The sequence below is a fragment of the Streptomyces sp. SID3212 genome (genome assembly GCF_009865405.1).
Taxonomy (GTDB): domain Bacteria; phylum Actinomycetota; class Actinomycetes; order Streptomycetales; family Streptomycetaceae; genus Streptomyces.
The window spans coordinates 1-20745 of the sequence record NZ_WWJY01000717.1; the positions used below are offsets into that span (position 1 = coordinate 1).

19 protein-coding genes are annotated in these 20745 nt (G+C 70.5%); 5 read left to right on the forward strand and 14 right to left on the reverse strand.

Annotated features, from left to right (window positions below; translation table 11 throughout):
* Window positions 1–220: 220 nt before the first annotated feature.
* Both GT042_RS21415 and GT042_RS21420 read left to right on the forward strand, forming a co-directional pair.
* Window positions 221–916 (forward strand): L,D-transpeptidase family protein, encoded by a 696-nt coding sequence (locus GT042_RS21415; protein ID WP_161310339.1) that lies wholly within the window; start codon window positions 221–223, stop codon window positions 914–916.
* 67 nt (window positions 917–983) lie between these two features.
* Entirely contained in the window at window positions 984–1967 is a 984-nt protein-coding gene (locus GT042_RS21420) for a sigma-70 family RNA polymerase sigma factor (RefSeq protein WP_161310340.1), read from the forward strand.
* A gap of 70 nt (window positions 1968–2037) precedes the next feature.
* On the opposite strand, the gene GT042_RS21425 is transcribed toward GT042_RS21420, so the two are convergent.
* From GT042_RS21425 to GT042_RS40145, 10 genes are all read right to left on the reverse strand, one after another.
* Window positions 2038–2346 (reverse strand): STAS domain-containing protein, encoded by a 309-nt coding sequence (locus GT042_RS21425; RefSeq protein ID WP_161310341.1) that lies wholly within the window; start codon window positions 2344–2346, stop codon window positions 2038–2040.
* Between the two features lie 72 nt (window positions 2347–2418).
* Window positions 2419–3009 carry a Uma2 family endonuclease gene (locus GT042_RS21430; protein ID WP_161310342.1) on the reverse strand — a complete coding sequence of 197 codons (591 nt, stop codon included), beginning with the start codon at window positions 3007–3009 and terminating at the stop codon, window positions 2419–2421.
* A gap of 95 nt (window positions 3010–3104) precedes the next feature.
* Window positions 3105–4382 (reverse strand): thymidine phosphorylase, encoded by a 1278-nt coding sequence (locus GT042_RS21435; RefSeq protein ID WP_161310343.1) that lies wholly within the window; start codon window positions 4380–4382, stop codon window positions 3105–3107.
* Between the two features lie 138 nt (window positions 4383–4520).
* Window positions 4521–4913 (reverse strand): cytidine deaminase, encoded by a 393-nt coding sequence (locus GT042_RS21440; protein WP_161310353.1) that lies wholly within the window; start codon window positions 4911–4913, stop codon window positions 4521–4523.
* A 35-nt stretch (window positions 4914–4948) separates the two neighbouring features.
* Window positions 4949–6244, reverse strand: coding sequence for an ABC transporter permease (locus GT042_RS21445; RefSeq protein ID WP_161310344.1), 1296 nt, complete (start codon window positions 6242–6244; stop codon window positions 4949–4951).
* Entirely contained in the window at window positions 6241–7368 is a 1128-nt protein-coding gene (locus GT042_RS21450; RefSeq protein WP_161310345.1) for an ABC transporter permease, read from the reverse strand. Before GT042_RS21450 ends, GT042_RS21445 begins: the two co-directional genes overlap by 4 nt.
* The gene (locus GT042_RS21455) at window positions 7365–8954 is read right to left on the reverse strand and encodes an ABC transporter ATP-binding protein (protein ID WP_202533382.1); all 1590 of its coding nucleotides are present in this window, start codon (window positions 8952–8954) and stop codon (window positions 7365–7367) included. Before GT042_RS21455 ends, GT042_RS21450 begins: the two co-directional genes overlap by 4 nt.
* Window positions 8955–9166: 212 nt before the next feature.
* The gene (locus GT042_RS21460; protein ID WP_161310346.1) at window positions 9167–10234 is read right to left on the reverse strand and encodes a BMP family ABC transporter substrate-binding protein; all 1068 of its coding nucleotides are present in this window, start codon (window positions 10232–10234) and stop codon (window positions 9167–9169) included.
* A gap of 236 nt (window positions 10235–10470) precedes the next feature.
* Window positions 10471–11709: an amidohydrolase gene (locus GT042_RS21465; RefSeq protein ID WP_161310355.1), complete on the reverse strand. Its 1239-nt coding sequence runs from the start codon at window positions 11707–11709 to the stop codon at window positions 10471–10473.
* Between the two features lie 179 nt (window positions 11710–11888).
* Complete coding sequence (locus tag GT042_RS40145; RefSeq protein ID WP_345943855.1) at window positions 11889–12284, reverse strand: hypothetical protein; 396 nt, start codon at window positions 12282–12284, stop codon at window positions 11889–11891.
* A 127-nt stretch (window positions 12285–12411) separates the two neighbouring features.
* Between GT042_RS40145 and GT042_RS21470 the strand changes: the two genes are divergently transcribed.
* On the forward strand, window positions 12412–13437 hold the full coding sequence (locus GT042_RS21470) for an ATP-binding protein (RefSeq protein WP_345943856.1): 1026 nt from the start codon (window positions 12412–12414) through the stop codon (window positions 13435–13437).
* Between the two features lie 59 nt (window positions 13438–13496).
* Here GT042_RS21470 and GT042_RS21475 read toward each other — a convergent pair whose 3' ends face one another.
* The 4 genes from GT042_RS21475 to GT042_RS21490 all read right to left on the reverse strand — a co-directional run bounded on the left by GT042_RS21475 (window position 13497) and on the right by GT042_RS21490 (window position 18270).
* Entirely contained in the window at window positions 13497–14618 is a 1122-nt protein-coding gene (locus tag GT042_RS21475; protein ID WP_161310347.1) for a hypothetical protein, read from the reverse strand.
* A gap of 5 nt (window positions 14619–14623) precedes the next feature.
* Window positions 14624–15550, reverse strand: a complete 927-nt coding sequence (locus GT042_RS21480; protein ID WP_161310348.1) for an N-acetylneuraminate synthase family protein — start codon at window positions 15548–15550, stop codon at window positions 14624–14626.
* Between the two features lie 9 nt (window positions 15551–15559).
* A complete protein-coding gene (locus GT042_RS21485) occupies window positions 15560–16825 on the reverse strand; it encodes an acylneuraminate cytidylyltransferase (protein WP_161310349.1) in 1266 nt (421 codons plus the stop codon).
* 122 nt (window positions 16826–16947) lie between these two features.
* On the reverse strand, window positions 16948–18270 hold the full coding sequence (locus GT042_RS21490) for a DUF6716 putative glycosyltransferase (RefSeq protein ID WP_161310350.1): 1323 nt from the start codon (window positions 18268–18270) through the stop codon (window positions 16948–16950).
* 187 nt (window positions 18271–18457) lie between these two features.
* Between GT042_RS21490 and GT042_RS21495 the strand changes: the two genes are divergently transcribed.
* Both GT042_RS21495 and GT042_RS21500 read left to right on the forward strand, forming a co-directional pair.
* On the forward strand, window positions 18458–19438 hold the full coding sequence (locus tag GT042_RS21495) for a glycosyltransferase family 2 protein (RefSeq protein ID WP_161310351.1): 981 nt from the start codon (window positions 18458–18460) through the stop codon (window positions 19436–19438).
* Window positions 19438–20745 (forward strand): polysialyltransferase family glycosyltransferase (locus GT042_RS21500; protein WP_161310352.1); only part of this gene is annotated, 1308 nt, incomplete at its 3' end. The genes GT042_RS21495 and GT042_RS21500, both read left to right, overlap by 1 nt.

Genomic DNA, 20745 nt, shown 5'->3' on the forward strand with positions numbered 1-20745 from the left:
GGCGCCGGGCGCTCGCGGGCCACTGAGGCCGCCGCGGGCCGGGGGTCCGCCCCGGGTCCGCCGGGGGTCCGCCGGGGGCCCTGTTACCGAATCGGCGTACAGGGGTGTGCAACTGCGCGTACTGTTCGTCCGTCTATCTCCCTGAACACGCGCTGAGAACACGTCGCGCGGGCATTCACAGCCATGTCGGAGCAGGTACGAGGACGGACGGGGCGGGACCATGGGAAGTATCGGACGCAGAGGGGCCGTCGCGGCGGGGATCGCCGCGCTGGTGGTGCCGTTGACCGTGGCACTGGGCGGCACCCCCGCGCAGGCGGCGAGTTGTACGACCAGTACGGGGCCGAACCAGAAGCAGGTCGAGAAGTTCCTCGGCCGCCCGGTGGACGGCAAGCAGTCCGCCACCGACTGCAAGGCCATCCGCGCCTTCCAGTCGAAGCACGGCATCACGCCGACGATCGGCTACGCCGGGCCCGTCACCTGGGGCGTGATGGACCTCATGAACAAGCAGAAGGCCGCGGGCAAGACGCCCAACAAGGCCGGCAAGTGCCCGACCAACAAGGGCCGGATCGCCTGTGTCGACCTGACGCGTCAGCTCAGCTGGATCCAGGACGGCAAGAAACTGGTGTACGGACCCGTCCCGGTGCGCACCGGCCGCGACAAGTACGAGACCAGGACGGGCCTCAAGAAGATCGGCTGGCGCGACAAGAACCACGTGTCGTCGATCTACGACGTGCCCATGCCGTACAGCCAGTTCTTCGACGGCGGCCAGGCGTTCCACTCGGTGGGCGTGAGCATGTGGAACCCGCCCGGTTCGCACGGCTGCGTGAACATGACGACGGCGGCGGCCTCGAAGTACTGGTCGCTGCTCAAGACCGGGGACGACGTCTTCGTGTACGGCCGTAAGCCGGGAACCTGAGCCGATTGTCAGTGGGGTGCGGTAGCTTCCGAAGGACTGGTTCCAAGGGGGCGACTGGGGTGACCCGATGAGTGATCTCGCGACAACAGAGGATCTTGATTCCCGGCTGGAGAAACACCGGACGGAGCTGACGGGGTACTGCTACCGGATGCTCGGTTCGGCCTTCGAGGCCGAGGACGCGGTGCAGGACACGATGGTGCGGGCGTGGCGCAGCTTCGACAAGTTCGAGGGCAGGTCCTCGCTCAGGTCGTGGCTGTACCGCATCGCGACGAACGTGTGCCTGGACATGCTGAACGCGGGCAACCGCAGGGCGCGGCCGATGGACCTGACGGCGGCGACGCCGGTGGCCCAGGCGCAGCTCAACGCGCGGCCCGAGGTGACGTGGCTGGAGCCGGTCCCGGACGGCCGGGTGCTGCCCTCGGTGGCGGACCCGGCCGAGCGGGCGGTGGAGCGGGAGACGATCCGGTTGGCGTTCATGGCGGCGCTCCAGCATCTGCCGCCCAAGCAGCGGGCCGTGCTGATTCTGCGCGAGGTGCTGGCGTGGAAGGCGAGCGAGGTCGCGGAGCTGCTGGGCACGACGGTGGCTTCGGTGAACAGCGCGCTCCAGCGGGCGCGGGCGACGATCGCCGAGTCGGAGCCGGCGTCGACGGACGCGGCGGATCCGCTGGACGACGAGCAGAAGGAGCTGCTGGAGCGTTATGTCACGGCCTTCGAGGGCTATGACATGAAGGCGCTGACGACGCTCCTGCACGAGGACGCGACGCTGTCCATGCCGCCGTACGACCTGTGGCTGCGAGGCCACGACGACATCGTGGGCTGGATGCTCGGGGTGGGCTCCGTCTGCCGGGGCTCGCGCCTCGTCCCGACGGTGGCCAACGGCACACCGGCGTTCGCGCACTACCACCCGGCCGAGGACGGCAACGGGCATACGCCGTGGGCGCTGATGGTCATCGAGATCGTGGACGGCCGGATCTCGGGCATCAACTCGTTCCTGGACACGGAGCGGTGGTTCCCGCTGTTCGACCTGCCGGCGAGGCTGGAGAAGGAGTAGCGGATCCGTGTGGACCGGCCCGCCCGCACGGGCCGGTCCACACGGGTAAGCCTCTTCCACCCGTCCACCCCTACGGGTCGTCGTCCGGGTCCGCGTACCCCACCAGCTCGGCGAGCCCCACGAGGTCCAGCAACAGCCGCAACTCCCGCCCGGCGCCCCGCACCCGCAACCGGACCGCGCGCCGCCGTGCGGTGAGCTGCAACCGGGCGAGCGCGTTGACGGCCACCAGATCGGGCCGCTCCAGCCCCCGCACATCACAGACCGCCTCAGTAACCCCACTCCCCCGCAGCCGAGCAACCAGCTCGTCACACAACCGGGGCACGTCACCGGGCCCGAGCCGGCCCGAGACAACAAGAACGATCGGTTTCGTGGCATCCACAACCTGAGAGACCGTCGCGGGAGCCGGAACTCATCGCGGCGGTCTCGGGGTGTGGTGGGTCCGGGCCGACCGTCAGCTGACGGGGAAGTCGCCAGTGTCGATATCCACGCCGAAGGGCTCGGGAAGGGTCAGCTTGTCGCCGTACTGTACGGATGCCAGAACGCGATACGTACCGCCTTCGGGCTCACCGTAGAGCGTTGCGGTCGGGCGCCCCGAATGCCAGGGGTCCAGCAACAGGTAGAGCGGGACTGCGGCCTTCGCGTAGCCGCGAACCTTGGCGATTCGATCGTGGTTAGCGTTCCAACGCGAGGTGACCTCAACCACCATCAAGGCCTCGTCGCCCTGAGCCAGGTTGTCCGATCCAAGAACCAACCGCCTGGGGATGACCACTAGATCGGGGATGTACAACCCGCTCCCGGCGGGGACGGCGATTCCCAGGGTCTGATAGATACCGCAGCCATCCGGAATCACGGGATAGAGGCTGCTTTGCAACAACTCAGCGGTGTGGTTGTGGTCCTTCGACGGCCCCGGTGACACGGTGATGATCCCCTCGATGATCTCCACCTTGCAGCCCTCGGGCGCGTCCGTGCCTTCCCAGATACGGACGAGTTCGTCCCAGCCCTGTCCATGGGGGGCGTCGGGCTCGACGGCGAGTGCGCTCATGGCGGTCTCCAATCAGTGCGTCACCAATCCCAGCATGGCGGACGGGACCGGTGGAGGTCCACCGGTCCCGTTCACCCGTTCGGGGAAACCGCAGGTCAGGCGATACGTTCCAGCACGACCGGGGTCGGTTCGTAGGTGGTGCCTGTGGGGGCGATGTCGTAGGTGGAGGTCAGGGCCTCCTGGGCGTACTCGAACTTTTCCGGGGTGTCCGTGTGGAGGGTCAGGAGGGGTTGGCCCGCGGTGACGTGGTCGCCGGGCTTGGCGTGGAGTACGATGCCCGCGCCTGCCTGGACCGGGTCTTCCTTGCGGGCGCGGCCCGCGCCCAGGCGCCAGGCCGCGACGCCTACGCCGTACGCGTCGAGGCGGGTCAGGACGCCCGAGGAGGGGGCCGTGATCACCTGGTGCTCGCGGGCCACCGGGAGCGCCGCGTCCGGGTCGCCGCCCTGGGCCGCGATCATGCGGCGCCAGACGTCCATCGCCGAGCCGTCGGCCAGCGCCTTCGCCGGGTCGGCGTCCCGCAGGCCCGCCGCGTCGAGCATCTCGCGCGCCAAGGCCAGGGTCAGCTCGACGACGTCCGCCGGGCCGCCGCCCGCGAGGACCTCGACCGACTCGCGGACCTCCAGCGCGTTGCCCGCGGTGAGGCCCAGCGGGGTCGCCATGTCGGTGAGCAGCGCGACCGTCAGGACGCCGTGGTCGTTGCCAAGGCCCACCATCGTGGACGCCAGCTCGCGGGCGTCCTCGACGGTCTTCATGAAGGCGCCGGAGCCGACCTTGACGTCCAGGACCAGCGAGCCCGTACCCTCGGCGATCTTCTTGGACATGATCGAGGACGCGATCAGCGGGATGGCCTCGACGGTCCCGGTGACATCGCGCAGCGCGTACAGCTTCTTGTCGGCGGGGGCCAGACCGTCGCCCGCCGCGCAGATGACCGCGCCGGTGCTCTCCAGGACGTGCAGCATCTCGGCGTTCGACAGCAGCGCCCGCCAGCCGGGGATGGACTCCAGCTTGTCGAGCGTGCCGCCGGTGTGGCCCAGCCCGCGCCCGCTGAGCTGCGGGACGGCCGCCCCGCACGCCGCGACCAGCGGGGCGAGCGGCAGCGTGATCTTGTCGCCGACACCGCCCGTGGAGTGCTTGTCCGCCGTCGGGCGGGACAGCGCGGAGAAGTCCATGCGCTCGCCGGAGGCGATCATGGCGGCGGTCCAGCGGGCGATCTCGGTGCGGTTCATGCCGTTGAGCAGGATCGCCATGGCCAGCGCCGACATCTGTTCGTCGGCGACCTCGCCCCGGGTGTACGCGTCGATCACCCAGTCGATCTGCTCGGGGCTCAGTTCGCCCCGGTCCCGCTTGGTGCGGATGACGGAGATGACGTCCATGGCGTGCGTTCCTTTCGGCACAACAGGTGTGCGGGGGGCCGGGTGGAGCAGTTGTACGGCCCCGGCGCCGCCGGATCGCGGCGGCGGCGGGGCCGGGTCAGGGGGTGGAGCGGGCGGTCACGCCCGCGCGGCCGGCGCTCAGGCCAGGTGCCCGGGGCCGAACGCCTGCGGCAGCATGTCGTCCAGGGTGCGGATCCCCGCCGGGGTCTCCATCACCAGCTCGGGGCCGCCGAACTCGTACAGCAGCTGTCTGCACCGCCCGCAGGGCACCAGCACCTCCCCCGCGCCGTCGACGCAGGTGAAGTGGGTGAGCCGGCCGCCGCCCGTCAGGTGCAGGGCGGAGACCAGGCCGCACTCGGCGCACAGCGACAGGCCGTACGACGCGTTCTCGACGTTGCAGCCGCTGATGGTACGGCCGTCGTCCACGAGGGCCGCCGCGCCGACCGGATAGCCGGAGTACGGGACGTACGCCCGGGACATCGCGTCCCGCGCGACGGACCGCAGCTCCGTCCAGTCGATGTCGGCGTCCACCGTGCCCGCGGCTCCCGCCGCGCCGCCGCCGGCCGTCACTTTCCTTGTCCTCTTCGATAGCGCATGCCGTCAGCTTTCGGCATCCGTAGCCGCTGGGCCGACAACGACAGCACCAGAAGCGTCACGACGTACGGAGTCGCGCCGACGAAGTCCGAGGGGACGGTGTCGGTGACCAGGTACCAGACCAGGATGAGCAGCGCGGTGACCCCGCTCAGGATCGCCTGGAAGCGCGCCTTCCGGTACGCCTTCCACGCGGCGAGCAGCACCAGCAGCACCACGAGCAGGAGCAGCAGCGCGTGCACGGTCTCGCCGCCGTTGCGCAGCTGGAGCGCGTCGGAGAAGCCGAACAGGCCCGCGCCCATGGCGAGCCCGCCGGGCCGCCAGTTGCCGAAGATCATCGCGGCGAGGCCGATGTAACCCCGGCCGCCGGTCTGGCCCTCCAGGTAGATGTGCGAGGGCACAGTGGCGAGGAAGGCGCCGCCGAGTCCGGCGAGGCCGCCGGAGATCGCGACCGCCATGTACTTGTACGAGTAGACGTTGACGCCCAGCGACTCGGCGGCGATCGGGTTCTCGCCGCAGGAGCGCAGGCGCAGCCCGAACGGGGTCCGCCAGAGCACCCACCAGCTGCCCACGAAGAGGACGGCGGCGAAGATCGTCAGCACGGACAGGTTGGTGATCGCGCCGCCGAGGATGCCCGCGAGGTCGGAGACCAGGAACCAGTGGTGGCCCGCCAGTGACGTGAGCCCGTCGGAGAGCCCCGGGATCGTGATGTCGGGGACGGAGTCGACGGGTGGGGACTGCTTGGGGTTGCCGCCCAGGGTCTGCGCCTCGCCGGCGTTGAAGAAGATCTTGGCGAGATACTGGGTGACGCCGAGCGCGAGCAGGTTGATCGCCACACCGGAGACGATGTGGTCGACGCCGAACGTCACGGTCACCACGGCGTGGAGCAGACCGCCGAGGACACCGAAGGCGATGCCCGCCAGGATGCCGAGCCAGGGGTTGGTCTGCCAGCCGATCCAGCCGGCCCCGAAGGTGCCGAGGATCATCATGCCTTCGAGGCCGATGTTGACCACTCCGGCGCGTTCCGACCACAGGCCGGCCAGGCCCGCGAGGCCGATCGGTACGGCGAGGCCGAGCGAGGCGCTGATCTGGCCCGCCGAGGTGAGCTGGTCGGCGCCGGTGAGGATCCGTACGAGGGAGAGCAGGATCAGCCCGCCCGCGACGATCAGCAGGACCCGGGCGAGGGTCAGCCTGCGCCGGGCGGGCTTGGCGCCCGGGGCCTTCGGGGCCGCCGGCGAGGGAGGCGGGGTCTCGGTGGTCGTGGCGGTCATCGGGCCACCTCCAGCTTCTGGGTCGTGGCCGCCTGGGCGGCGAGTTCGGCGCCGACCCGCTGCTGCTGGCGTTTCAGGCCGTACCGGCGGACGATCTCGTAGGCGATGACGACGCACAGGACGATGACGCCCTGGATCACGCCGAGGATCTCCTTGTCGTAGCCGATCACTTCGAGGTGGTTGGTCGTGCGCTCCAGGTAGGCCCAGAGGAGGGCCGCGAGGGCGATGCCGATCGGGTGGTTGCGTCCGAGCAGCGCGATCGCGATGCCGGTGAAGCCGATGCCCAGCGGGAAGTCGTTGCTGTACATGTGGCTCTCGTTGAGCAGCGTCGGCATGCCGATGAGTCCGGCCATGGCGCCCGAGAGGATCATGCTGGTGAAGATCATCTTCTTGACGCTGACACCGCTCGCGGCGGCGGCCGACTCGGACTGGCCGACGGCCCGCAGGTCGAAGCCGAAACGGGTGCGGCCGAGGACGAACCAGTAGGCGAGGCCCGCGAGCGCGGCGACGACGATGAATCCCCACAGCTGGCCGGCCGGGCCCATGTCCAGGGTGAAGAAGAAGGACGACTCGGGCAGCGGCTTGGTGGAGACCAGGGTGCCCGCGTCGTCCAGCTGGCCGAGCCGTTCCGGCTGGATCAGATAGCCGATGATCGCGGTGGCGATGGAGTTCAGCATGATCGTCGAGATGACCTCGCTGACCCCGCGTGAGGTCTTGAGGATGCCCGCGATGCCGGCCCACATGGCGCCGACGAGCATGGCGACGACGATGATGACCGGGATCTGGACGAGGGCCGGCAGGTGCAGCGCGCCGCCGACGACGGCCGCGGCGAAGGCCGCCATGCGGTACTGGCCGTCGACCCCGATGTTGAACAGGTTCATCCGGAAGCCGATGGCGACCGCGACACCCGCGAGGTAGTACGTCGTCCCCTTGTTGAGGATGTAGATCTGGCTGTCGCTGGCGGAGCCGTACGACAGCATGTCGTTGAACGCCTCGAACGGGTTCTTGCCCGTGGCGAGGATGACCAGCGCGGTGACGACCAGCGCGGCGACCAGGGCCAGCAGGGGCGCGCCGACCGCGAGGATCAGCCGCTCCTTGTCCAGCCGGGAGGTGAGCTTCTTCATCGGGCCTCTCCCGCGGTTTCGCCTGTTTCGCCGGTTCCGGCCGTTTCGCTCGTCGCGCCGTCGCGCTGCGGGGGCACGGTGTGCGCCAGGTGGCCGGTGGCGGCACCCGTCATGGCGGAGCCCAGTTCCTCGGGGGTGATGGTGGCGGGGTCGGCGTCGGCGACCAGGCGGCCCCGGTACATCACCCGCAGGGTGTCGGACAGGCCGATCAGTTCGTCCAGGTCGGCGGAGATGAGCAGGACGGCGAGGCCGTCGCGGCGGGCGTCCTTGATCTGGTCCCAGATCTGGGCCTGGGCGCCGACGTCCACGCCCCGGGTGGGGTGCGCGGCGATCAGCAGCTTGGGGTGGTGGCTCATCTCCCGGCCGACGATCAGCTTCTGCTGGTTGCCGCCGGACAGGGAGCCCGCCGTGACCTCGATGCCGGGGGTCCGTACGTCGTACTCGCGCACGATCCGTTCGGTGTCGAGGCGCGCCGCCTTGCCGTCGATGAGACCGCGGCGGGAGTTGGGCGCCTCGGTGACGTGGCCGAGGACGCGGTTCTCCCAGAGCGGGGCCTCCAGCAGCAGGCCGTGGCGCTGGCGGTCCTCGGGGATGTAGCCGATGCCGCTCTCGCGCCGGGTACGGGTGGGCGCGTGGGAGATGTCCGTACCGTCGAGGGTGATGACGCCGCCGTCGGGGTCGCGCAGGCCCATGATCGCCTCGACGAGTTCCGCCTGGCCGTTGCCCTCGACGCCGGCGATGCCGAGGATCTCACCCTGGTGGATGGTGAACCCGATGTCGGCGAGGACGTCCCGTACGACACCGTCGGTGTCGGTGGCGGTGAGCCTCAGGTCCTCGACCTTGAGCATGGGTACGTCGGTGACGGTCGACTCGCGGGTCTCCGGGGAGGGCAGCTCGCTGCCCACCATCAGCTCGGCGAGCTGCCTGGAGGTGGTGGTACGGGGGTCGGCGCTGCCCACCGTCGTACCGCGCCGGACGACCGTGATCTCGTCGGCGACCGACAGCACCTCGCCCAGCTTGTGGGAGATGAAGATGACGGTCAGGCCCTCGGACTTCAGCTCGCGCAGGTTGTCGAAGAGGGCTTCGACCTCCTGCGGGACGAGGACCGCGGTGGGCTCGTCCAGGATGAGCGTACGGGCGCCCCGGTAGAGGACCTTGAGGATCTCCACGCGCTGGCGGTCGGCGACGCCCAGTTCCTCGACGAGGACGTCCGGGCGGATCCCGAGGCCGTACGCGTCCGAGATCTCCTGGATCTTCTTGCGGGCCCGGGAGCCGATGCCGTGGAGCTTCTCGCCGCCGAGGACGACGTTCTCCAGGACGGTGAGGTTGTCGGCGAGCATGAAGTGCTGGTGCACCATGCCGATGCCACGGGCTATGGCGTCCGCGGGGCTGCCGAAGCTGACCTGCGCGCCGTCGACGGTGATGGTCCCCTCGTCGGGCTTCTGCATGCCGTAGAGGATCTTCATCAGGGTCGACTTGCCGGCACCGTTCTCACCGCAGAGGGCATGCACGGTGCCTCGGCGAACGGTGATGTCGATATCGCTGTTGGCGACGACACCGGGGAAGCGTTTGGTGATGCCGCGCAGTTCGACGGCGGGAGGGCTGGACGCGTTGATGGCGCACTCTCCTCGGAGAAGGAGCGTTGGGGCGGGGGGCGTTCGGTGACGCTAGCGTGTCAACTCCCGCCTACGCGCGTAGAGTTGATACATCGTTATGGGCCCGGCGAAAGGATCGGAGCACCTTCACCGGGCCCGTACACAGAACCGGCGCCCGGTGGAGAACCGGGCGCCGGAGCAGGTCACGGGGTGGTCTTGACCTTGATCGAACCGTCCACGATCTTGGCCTTGGCGGCGTCGATCTTGGGCTGGATGTCGGCGATGAAGCCACCGCTGGTGGACAGCGACACACCGTCCTTGGCCAGCGAGTAGGCGTTGGTGCCGACCAGCGGCTTCTTGTCGTTGATCGACTTCACCAGGTCGTAGACGCCGACGTCGACGTTCTTGACGACCGAGGTGAGGATCGAGCTCTTGTACTTGGCGAGGGAGACCTGGTTGTACTGGTCCGAGTCGACGCCGATGGCCCAGGCGCCCTTCGAGCCGTTGACGGCCTCGATCGCACCGGAGCCGGAGGAGCCGGCGGCGCTGTAGATCACGTCGGCGCCGTTGTCGAGCATGCCCTGGGCGGCGGCCTTGCCCTTGTCGGGGCTGGCGAACCCGGAGGTGTCGGAGCCGTGCGACAGGTACTGGACGTCGACCTTGATCTTCGGGTTGGTGTCGTGGACACCCTGGACGTAACCCGCCTCGAACTTCTTGATGAGCGGGACGTCGACCCCGCCGATGAAGCCGACGCGGTCCTTCTTGGTCTTGAGCGCCGCGGCGACGCCACCGAGGTAGGAGCCCTGCTCCTCGGTGAAGACGATGTTGTCGACGTTCTTGGCGTCGACGACCGAGTCGACGATGCCGAAGGTGGTGGCGGGGAACTTCGCGGCCACCGACTTCATCGAGTTGGCGTACGCGTAGCCGATGCCGATGACGGGGTTGTAGCCCGCCTCGGCGAGCTGCGTCAGGCGGTCGACGCGGTCGGCCTCGGTGTCGGTGGTCTTGGCCGTCAGCTCCTTGACCTCGCCGCCGAACTCGTCCTTGGCCTTGTCGACGCCGCGCGCGGCGGAGTCGTTGAAGGAGTGGTCGCCACGGCCGCCCACGTCGTAGGCGACGCCGACCTTGACACCTGACTTCGCGGAGGACGAGCCCGACGGGGCCGCGTCGTCCTTGGCCTTGTCCGCGGATGTACTGCCACACGCGGTGGCGGTGAGGGCGAGTGCAGCTGAGGCTATGCCCGCTACAGCGATCTTGGATACCCGGCGCACGAGGGGGGCCCTTTCACTCGAAGCGCCTCCGTTGGCGCTGGTTTCGCGCCGATCGTAACGCGCGTAGATGTCAGTTAAAGACACGTTCACCAGTCGTTATCGGATCGTCTTCGAACCCTGGCGGGCACCCCGGGTGACCGTCCGGACACCCCGGGGAGTCGTGCTCTCCCCGGGGCCGTGCGGCGTCTGTCCCGGGGATCGTACGGCCGCTCCCCCCACACCCGTACACCCCCTGCTCAGGCCAGCATCGCGGCGGCGGTGAACAGCTCGACGGCGACCCCGATCGCCTGCTCGTCCACGTCGAAATCGCCGCGGTGGAGGTCGTAGCGGGCGGCGTCGCCGGGCGGGCGGACGCCCAGGCGGGCCATCGCGCCGGGGACCTGCTCCAGGTACCAGGAGAAATCCTCGCCGCCGAGGCTCTGCTCGGTGTCCTCGATCGCGTACAACCCGCGGCGGGCGACCTGCGCGTCCCGGAGCAGTTCGGTGACGACGACGTCGTTGACGACCGGCGGGACGCCCCGTACGTACGTCACCTCGGTCTTGGCGTGATGCAGCGCGGCGATCTCGTCGACGGCCGCGTGGATCAGGTCGGGCGCGTCGTGCCAGGCCGAGAGCTCCAGGCAGCGGACCGTGCCGGACAGCTCCGCGTGCTGCGGGATGACGTTGGCCGCGTGGCCCGATTCGATACGGCCCCAGGTCAGGACGAGCCCGGAACGGGCGTCGACCCGGCGGGCCAGCAGCGCGGGCACCTCGGCGGCCACCTTGGCGACGGCGGTGATCAGGTCCGTGGTGAGGTGCGGGCGCGCGGTGTGGCCGCCGGGGCCGTCGAGGGCGATCTCCAGGCGGTCGCAGGCGGAGGTGATGGGACCGGCCCGCAGCGCGACGAGGCCGGCGTCGACCTTGGGGTCGCAGTGGACGGCGATGATCCGGCCGACGCCGACGAGGGCGCCGGAGGCGATGGCGGCGAGCGCGCCGCCGGGCATGACCTCCTCGGCGGGCTGGAAGATCAGCCGCACCGGGTTGGGCAGGAGGCCCCGGCGGTGGAGGTCGGCGAGGACCAGTCCGGCGCCGAGGACGGCGGTGGTGTGCACGTCGTGGCCGCACGCGTGGGCGCGGTCGGGGATGGTGGAGCGGTATTCCACGCCGACCTTGGTGTCCGGAATGGGGAGGGCGTCGATGTCGCCACGGATCGCCAGCACGGGCCGCACACCCTGCGGGGACACCCCGCCCGCCTCCCCGATCTCCCCGATGTCACAGATGAGCCCGGTCCCGCTGCCCAGCACCCGGGGCTCCAGCCCCGCCAGCTCCAGCCGCCGCTTGATCGCGGCGGTGGCGCGGAACTCCTGATTGCCCAGCTCAGGGTGCATGTGCATGTCCCGGCGGAACGCGATCAGCTCGGCACGCAGCCCTTCGGGAAGCGCACCGGGCAACGCTGCTTCGCCGGCCGGGGGGACATCGGACTCACGGGACGTCAAGTGGTTCACCTTCTGAAGGTTAGGGCTCTTCCTAGGTCAACTACCCAGCGATCAACAAAAATTTCAGCCACCCAGCCAAAATTCGAGCGGACGGCCCGCATAGTGAGACGGCGAGGTGGGTATGGCGGACGTTTCCCCCGTTCCGGGTCCACCTCTCCGGCCCACCAGTTCGTATCGCCTCACCTATACTGATCCGTATAGGTCCACCTATACGGATTGGGGTCGCGGCGGTGCTGGACAAACCCGCACGGGTGCTGGATCGCGACCGCGAGTGGCGCACCCTGAACCAATTCCTGGCGGCCGACGACCCCCATCTGCGGATCGGCCTGCTGTCCGGCCGCCGACGTCACGGCAAGTCGTTCCTCCTGCGTGCCCTGACCGAGCGGGCCGGGGGCCTGTACCTCACGGCGGTACGGGAGGAAGGCCGGGTCAGCGCCTCGCGCCGGGCGACCGACGCCGTCCGCCGCGTACGCCGGGCTGCCGGACGCGAGCCTGGAGATCGGGGACTGGGAACGGATCCTGGCCACGGCACTCGACCAGGTCGCCGAACGGGCGGCCGTCCCGCTGCTGGTCATAGATGAACTGCCCTACCTTCTGGAGCACTCGCCCGAGATCCCCGGCATCCTCCAGAAGCTGTACGACGACTCCCGGTCCGGGGTCGGCCGTCCGGTCCGCGGCCGGATCATCCTGTGCGGTTCGGCGATGAGCGTCATGCACGAACTGCTGTCCGGCACGCAGCCCCTCCGCGGACGGGCCGCCATGGACATGCGGCTCGCGGCCTTCGGCTACCGGGCGGCACGCCGTCTGTGGGCGATCGAGGACCCGGCCGTGGCCCTGCGCGTGCACGCCACGCTCGGCGGGGCCCCGGGCTACCGGCAACTGGTGGCCACGGGTACGCCCGACACGGAGAGCGGCTTCGACACCTGGGTGATCGACAACCTCCTCAGCCCCGACATCGGGGTCTTCACCCGCACCGAGACCGAGTACCTGCTGCGGGAGGACCCACGCATCACCCGCCGCACCCTCTACTACGACGTCCTCACCGCCCTCGCCAGGGGGGCCTCCTCCCCGTCGAAGATCGGCGGTCTGATCGGCAGGGAGCGGACGGCGTTGTCGCATCCCCTGGACGTCCTGGAGAGCTCCGGATACGTCGTCAAGGAGGAGGACATCCTCCGCGGCCGGCATACCAGCATCAAACTCGTGGATCCCGTGATCCGGTTCAACCAGCTCGTCACCGTCCCGAGGGCCGATCTGATCGACCGTGGCCGCGCCGACCAGGCGTGGCACACGTCGTCCGCCACCTTCCGCTCCAAGATCCTCGGTCCGCACTTCGAGGAGCTGGCACGGCAGTGGACGGGGAACCACCTCTCCGAGGTGCTCCCCGGCCTGGAACCGGGGGCGATCGGAACGACGGTCGTACCCGACCCGGCGGCGAGAACCTCCCACGAGGTCGACGTCGTCGCACTCGACCTGGACAGCCGCCCGCGACAGCCCGGTGCGAGGATCCGGCTGCTCGGGGAGGCCAAGGCGACGATCGAACGCCGGGGCCCCCACGACCTGGCCCGCCTGGAACACATCCGCACCCTGCTGTCCGCACAGGGGTACGACACGGAGGGCGCGGTCCTGGCCCTGTTCTCCCTGGCCGGCTTCCACGAGGACCTGATGCGGGCGGCGGCGGAACGTCCCGACGTACTCCTGGTCGATCTCGCCACTCTCTACCGGTCCTGAGACGTGAGGGGCGGCCCCGCCCGGCCGCCGTGGTGGGGTCCGGGTGGGCCGCCGTCGCGTCAGGCCGGGGACGGGAGGCGGGAGAGGCGGTGGACGTCCTTGGCTGTCGTCGTCACGCCGGAGAGGAAGCCCTGGGCCCGGGGGGACGCCGAGGACCTGAGCCATTCCGGGGCGATGTCGCAGACCGCGATCCGTACGCCCGTGCCCGCCAGGGCCAGGGGCAGGGTGTGGACCACCGTGGACGGGAAGCTGAGGACCGTGCTGCCGATGGGGCCGCGGCGGGCGATCAGTTCCAGGGGGAGGTCGGGGCGGACGATCTCCAGGCCCGTGTCCCCGTGGAGGCGGTGCAGTTTCTCCACGCTCTCGCGGCGGTGCGCGAAGTAGCGGGCGGCGTTGTGCGTACGGGCCAGGGAGATGACCGCCGCGATGTACTGGTCCACGTCCACCACGCCGGTCTCCACCAGCGAGGTGCCCACCATGTCCGCCGTCTCGGTGATCGACGGCGGGCCGAAGGTGGCCTTCGTCCACTCGAAGGTGTTCGGGGTGACCTCGATGCCCTCGGGCACCTCGTCCACCGGCATCGAGGTGAAGACCTCCACCGGGCGGTCGGCGGACGGCGTGAGTCGCCGCCGGGCCGCCGCGGTGACCGGGGCCAGGACCAGCTCGCGCGGCCCCCGGCCGCTCCCGCGCCGGTGCCAGCGCACCAGGCGCTCCCCGCGGGCGACCTGGCCGATGAACTCCATGGTGGCCGTGCCGTCGTCCACGACCGTCAGCAGCTTGCCGCCGACGAGCGTGAGCAGGAGCTGTACGTACCGCGAGAACGGATCGCCGATCACGATCCGCTCCGCCTTGCGCAGCAGCGGGGTCAGCTGCCGTACGGTCCGCAGCGGCGCCCCCGCCCCGCCCCGCGCCTCTTCCCAGCGCACGGTGAACCCCTCGTCGCGGGCCAGGTCGGCCATGCGCCTGAGCTGGCCGCGCGACATGGGGTCGGTCGGGGACAGGACGACGACGGTGAGCGCGTCGGCCCGGCCGGCGAGGGTACCGCCGGTACGGGGATCGGCGTCACCGTCGAGCACGACGGACGTCCTGGCCCACTCCAGCACGTTCAGCAGCTGGACCGGGCTCTCGACGAACGCGATCGCTTGCGAGTGCGGGGCGCTGCCCGCGCTGGGGGTCGGCATGGTCGTCAGACCGTGGCCGGCTCGGAGGCCTCGGCGACGACGCCCGCGACGCGGCGGAGCTTCTTCATCGGGCCGAGCTCCGACTCGTACACCTTCTTGACACCGTCACCGAGGGACGCCTCGATCGTGCGGATGTCACGGACGAGGCGCTGGAGGCCCTGCGGCTCGACGGAGGCGGCCTGGTCGGAGCCCCACATCGCGCGGTCGAGGGTGATGTGGCGCTCGACGAACGCGGCGCCGAGGGCGACGGCGGCGAGGGTGGTCTGGAGACCGGTCTCGTGGCCGCTGTAGCCGATCGGGACGTTCGGGTACTCCGCCTGGAGGGTGTTGATGACGCGGAGGTTCAGCTCCTCGGCCTTGGCCGGGTACGTCGACGTGGCGTGGCAGAGCAGGATGTTGTCGCTGCCGAGGACCTCGACCGCGTGGCGGATCTGCTTCGGCGTCGACATGCCGGTGGAGAGGATGACCGTACGGCCGGTGGCGCGCAGGGCGCGCAGCAGCTCGTCGTCGGTGAGGGACGCGGAGGCGACCTTGTGGGCGGGGACGTCGAACTTCTCCAGGAAGGCGACGGCCTCGGTGTCCCACGGGGAGGCGAACCAGTCGATGCCGCGCTTCTTGCAGTGCTCGTCGATCGTGCGGTACTCGTCCTCGCCGAACTCGACGCGGTGGCGGTAGTCGATGTACGTCATCCGGCCCCAGGGGGTGTCGCGCTCGATGTCCCACTGGTCGCGCGGGGTGCAGATCTCCGGGGTGCGCTTCTGGAACTTGACCGCGTCGCAGCCCGCGTCGGCGGCCACGTCGATCAGGGCGAGGGCGTTGTCCAGCTCGCCGTTGTGGTTGATGCCGATCTCACCCGTGACATAGACGGGGCGACCGGGGCCGGCGGTCCGCGTGCCGAGGGTGCGCAGGCGGGAGGTGGCGTCGGTGCTCATGAGGGGTCCTTACTTGTCGTGGGCGTTGATCGTGTGGGGGGTGTCGTTCGGGCGGAGAGCGTGAGACGTGGGGGTCTTCTCCCGCCGGGACGGGACGTGGAGTCCCGGTCCCAGCAACCAGGCGGCGATCTCACGGATCGCCCCTTCGCCGCCCGGAGTCGTGGTGACGGCACGCGCCGCGGCGCGTACGGCGTCATGGGCGCTCGCGACGGCCACCGGCCAGCCGACGAGCCCGAAGCAGCCGAGGTCGTTGACGTCGTTGCCGACGTACAGCACGCGCTCGGGCGCGATGCCGTGCTCGTCGCACCACTGCTTGAGCGCCAGGTCCTTGCGGTCGATGCCGTGCAGGACGGGGACCTGGAGTTTGCGGGCGCGGGCCGCGACGACGGGGTTCTGCTCGGTGGAGAGGATGAGCAGTTCCAGTCCTGAGCGGCGCAGCGCGGCGATGCCGAGGCCGTCGCCGCGGTGTACGGCGACCATTTCGCGGCCGTCGGAGTCGATGAGGACCTTGTCGTCGGTCTGGGTCCCGTCGAAGTCGAGGACGACGGCGTCGATGTCGTCGTGGACGGGCAGCGCGGCCGGGTCGAGGAGCGGCGCGAGGGCGCGGGCCCGGGCCAGGTCGTGCGGGTCGTCGATCTCCAGGACCCGGGCGGGGTCGGTGGTGACGAGCGCGGTGCGGCCGAAGAAGCGGTGCTGGGCGGCGCGGAATCCGGGGGCGCGCATCGCGTAGGCGGCGCCGGTCTCCAGGTATTCCTGCGGCCGGTCCTGGCGGCGGGGGCGGTTGGCCTTGTCGTGGTTGACGCCGTAGCCGTCGCGCTCGGTGCTGCCCGTGCGGTCGTCGCGCCAGATGAAGCCGTGGGTGGGCGCGACGGTGAGGGCGGAGTCGGCGCCGTCCTCGGTGAGGGCCGTCACGACGCCGTCGAGGTCCTCGGCGGTGATGAACGGGCTGGTGCACTGCACGAGGAGCACCACGTCGGCGGTGATGCCGCGCATCGCGTGGTACGCGTCCATGGCGTGCAGGACGGCCGCCTCGCTGGTCGCGGTGTCCCCCGCGATGGCGGCGGGGCGCAGCACGACCTCGGCGCCGGCGGTCCTGGCGACGTCGGCGATGGCCGCGTCGTCCGTGGAGACGACGACGTCGGTGACGTGCCGGGCGGCGAGGCAGGCGCGGACCGCGCGGACGACGAGCGGGACTCCGCCGACGGGGGCGAGGTTCTTGGCGGGCACGCCCTTGGATCCGCCGCGGGCGGGGATCACGGCGAGGACGGCGTTCATCTGTGCTCCTTGGTCCGGGGACCGGCCCGGGGACCGGTCCGTGGACGGGTCCGGAGGGCGGGCCACCGGGCGGTTCGCGGATCGTTGCGTCGTGTGGTCGGCCGCGCGCGCGGCCGGGCCGGTCACAGTTCGCCCATGCGGCGGATGACGGGGGCCACGCGCTGCACGCCATGCCGGTACGCGCCGCGCGCGGCTCCCCGTACGGCTTCGCGCACCGCGCGCCGCATCCGGGAGTCGTCGCTCGACTCGGCCCGGGCGCCCGGGAGGGGTGTCCCGTCGGCGGCCAGGTGGTAGCGGGCGAGCAGCGGCGGCAGGTAGCCGGGTGCGGTGGTGGTCGTGTAGTACGGGCGCAGCGGCGGCAGTTCGGACTGGGCGAGCAGCTTCGCGACGTGGGCGCGGGCCTGGTCGAAGGCCGATTCGTACGCGCCGTCGGCGGCGACGCCCTGCCGGTCGGCCCAGACGACGTCGGCCTTCGGGCGGTATCCGCCGTCCAGCTGGTCCCAGGACGCGAGGCATCCCGAGCCGACGAAGTGGTGGTTGCCCAGCGGCTCACGGATGCCGAGGTCGGTGAGGATCGCGGTGGGGATGCGCCGGTGCAGCGATTCGAGCGCGGCCGTCGAGGAGACGGTGACCAGGAGGTCCGTACGGTCCAGGACCTCGCCCATGTGCCCGTACACGAGCTGGAAGTTGGGCGGCAGGCCGCCGGGCAGGCGCTCGGCGAGCTTCTGGTACGGGAACTCCTCGATGTGCGTCGTCTGTTCGCCGGGCTTGCTGCGCAGCTTGAGGAGCACTTCGCGGCGGGGGTGCAGCCGGGCGTGCTCGACGAGGCGCTTGAGCACGTACGTACGGTCGGCGCGGCTCACCGGTACGGACGGCTGCGCGGCGAAGACGACGGTGTCGCGGCCCTCCTCGGGGACGTACCGCTCCCCGGCGAGGAAGGGCAGGGCCGCCTCGGTGACGGAGGAGGCGTCGGCGCCGACCCCTTCGTACACCTCGCGGAAGCGCTTGGCGTCGTAGCGGGAGTTGGCGAGGACGACGTCGGCGCCGTGGCGCAGCAGCAGTCCGTCGGCGAGCTTCTCGTAGACGACCCCGACGTAGCCGGTGACGACGAGGGGCCGGTCCGGCAGGCCGAGGGCGGCTATGCCGTGGAGCATGGCCTGGACGGCGCCGCCGACGAGGGCCAGGACGACGATGTCGTACGGCTCCTCGCGCAGGTTGTTCAGGAAGGCGGTACCGGTCATCTCGCGCAGGGCATCGGCGTCCGCCCCGACCTCGGCGAGCTGTCGGGCGGTGGGCGTGGCTCGGCCGCGCAGCAGGAACCCGCTGAGCTCGACGGAGCGGTCTTCCGGGGCGATGCGGCGCGCGGTCAGCGCGCCCCATTTCCACCGGGTGTCGGAGTCGGCGAGCACCGCGACCCGGACCGCTGGACTGGTACGTGATGGCACGTCCTGGACGTTAGGAAGTGATTCCCTTCGTCAGCCCAACTCAATGGCAATAAAGGGTTAACAGCACGTCTACGAATGGGGGCAGGGGGACGGATGCGACTGGATTCATCATTCCGCCACTCGTCGTTCACCTTCCGTGCGCCCGAATGTCAGCGTGGAAGATCAGGCGCCCTCTAGCGTGACGCGGGTGGTCAAGCTCTCTGTTGTCGTGCCGTTCTACAACGTGCAGACATATGCCCTCGAAACACTGAGAAGCCTGCGGGCCAACGCCCGTGAGGACTTCGAGTTCCTCCTCGTGGACGACTGTTCGTCCGACGGAACTCCCGAAATACTCGAACGGGCGGAGCGTGATCTTCCGGGAGCGGTGCTCCTCAGACATGAGAAGAACGGCGGTCTGGCCACCGCGCGCAACACCGGTATCGACGCGGCCCGCGGCGAGTACGTGACCTTCCTGGACGGGGACGACTGGGCGGCGCCCGGCTACTACTCCCAGCTGGTGACCGCCGCCGAGGCCCTGGGCTGTGACTTCGTCCGTACGGATCATGTCCAGTTCACCGGCAGGGCCCGTACGGTCCACCGGGTCCCGGTCGGCCGGCGCGGCGAGGTCCTGAACCCGCGCGACGCGATCCTGCCCGCCCACCGCACCACGTCCGTCGACTACGCCTACGCGTGGGCGGGGATCTACCACCGCCGCATCGTCGACCGGGGCCTGGTGCACTTCACGCACGGGCTGCGCACCGCCGAGGACCGGCCGTGGATCTGGCGGCTGCACCGCGAGGCGGAGTCCTTCGCGGCCGTCGGGCTGCTCGGCGTGTTCTACCGGCGCGGGGTCGCGTCGTCGCTCACCCAGATCGGGGACGTACGCCAGCTCGACTTCATCCGGGCCTTCGACGAGGTGATCGAGGAGACGGCGAAGGACGCCGACGCCGACCGGTTCCTGGCCAAGGCAGTGCGCACGTACTGCGCGATCATCGCCCACCACCTGGGCGCGAAGGAACGGTTCGAACCCGCGGTGGCGAAGCAGCTGCGTTCCCTGAGCTCCGCCGCCCTGAAACGGCTCCCCCAGGACATCTTGAAAGAAGCACTGGATTCGATGGACTTCGAGCGCTCGGAGCGGCTGCGCCGCCTGGTCAAGCGATCCATGACGTCCGCGAAGGCGGCCGCGTGATGGTGACCTCGCCTTTTGTGACCGGTGCGCGGGGGACGACGCAGATCTTCTGCGTCTCCACGCTGTACGGGGCCGCGACGCTGGCCGCCGCGATCGACGCGGGGCTCTACCGGCCGGCCGGGCGGCGGCTGCTGGTCGTCAGCAACAACGCCGGTACGCCCGAACTCACCCCGTCCGTCAGCGACATGCCGGGCTTCGCGCACCTGCGCCGACGCTTCGACGACCTGGTGTCGTGGAACGAGACCATCGCGCCCTTCCACCCGGCCGTCTGGGAACCGCGCCCCGACGACCTGCCCCTCTGGGAGCGCCATCTGCGGCTCGCGTGGGGGCTCGGTGACGACGACCTCCAGCTGATCGTGGAGTCGATCCAGGTCAACCCCGCGCAGGCCATCGCGCAGATCCTCGGCGGCGCCTCGATGGAGGTGTACGCGGACGGGCTGATGAGTTACGGCCCCACCCGCTCCAAGATCGACCCGCTGATCGGCGGGCGGGTGCGCAGGCTGCTGCACCTCGACCTCGTCCCGGGGCTCACCCCCCGGCTGCTCACCGAGTTCGGTGTCGAGCCGGAGCTGGTACCGACGGACGTGTTCGTCCGCGTGCTGGACGAACTCGCCGACGCGGAGGAGCAGTTCGAGACCCCGGCGGTGGCTCCCGCCCTGCTGCTGGGCCAGTACCTCTCGGCGCTCGGCATCCTCACCGAGGCCGAGGAGGAGGAGCTGCACGTACGGATGGTGAAGGGCGCGGCGGCCCTCGGGCACACCCAGGTGATCTTCAAGCCGCATCCGGCCGCGCCCGCGGTCTGGTCGCGGCTGCTGGAGACCGAGGCGGAGAACGCCGGGGTCGAGCTGACCGTCCTCGACTCCCCCGTGCTCGCGGAGGTGCTGTTCCGGCGGATCAAGCCGGCGCTGGTGGTGGGGTGCTTCTCCACGGCCCTGTTCACGGCGTCCGCGTTCTACGGCCTGCCGGTGGCGCGGGTGGGCACGGACATCCTGCTGGACCGGCTGTCCCCGTACCAGAACAGCAACCGGGTGCCGATCACCATCGTGGACGCGCTGCTGCCGCCGCTGGACGACCGGGGCACCCACCGCCCGGACCCCCACCTGCCGGGACTGCTGGCGGCCGTGGGCTTCGCGATGCAGCCGCAGATATACCCGGAGCTGCGGGGCGAGGCGGAGGCGTACCTCTCCCGGCACCTGGACGAGCGCACGTGGCGCTACTTCAAGCGGCGCCGGCTGACCGGGCTCGGCCTGCCGGGCGGGGTCCCGGCCCAGCTGGCGCGGCTGCCCCGCAACGCGACGGCCCGGCGG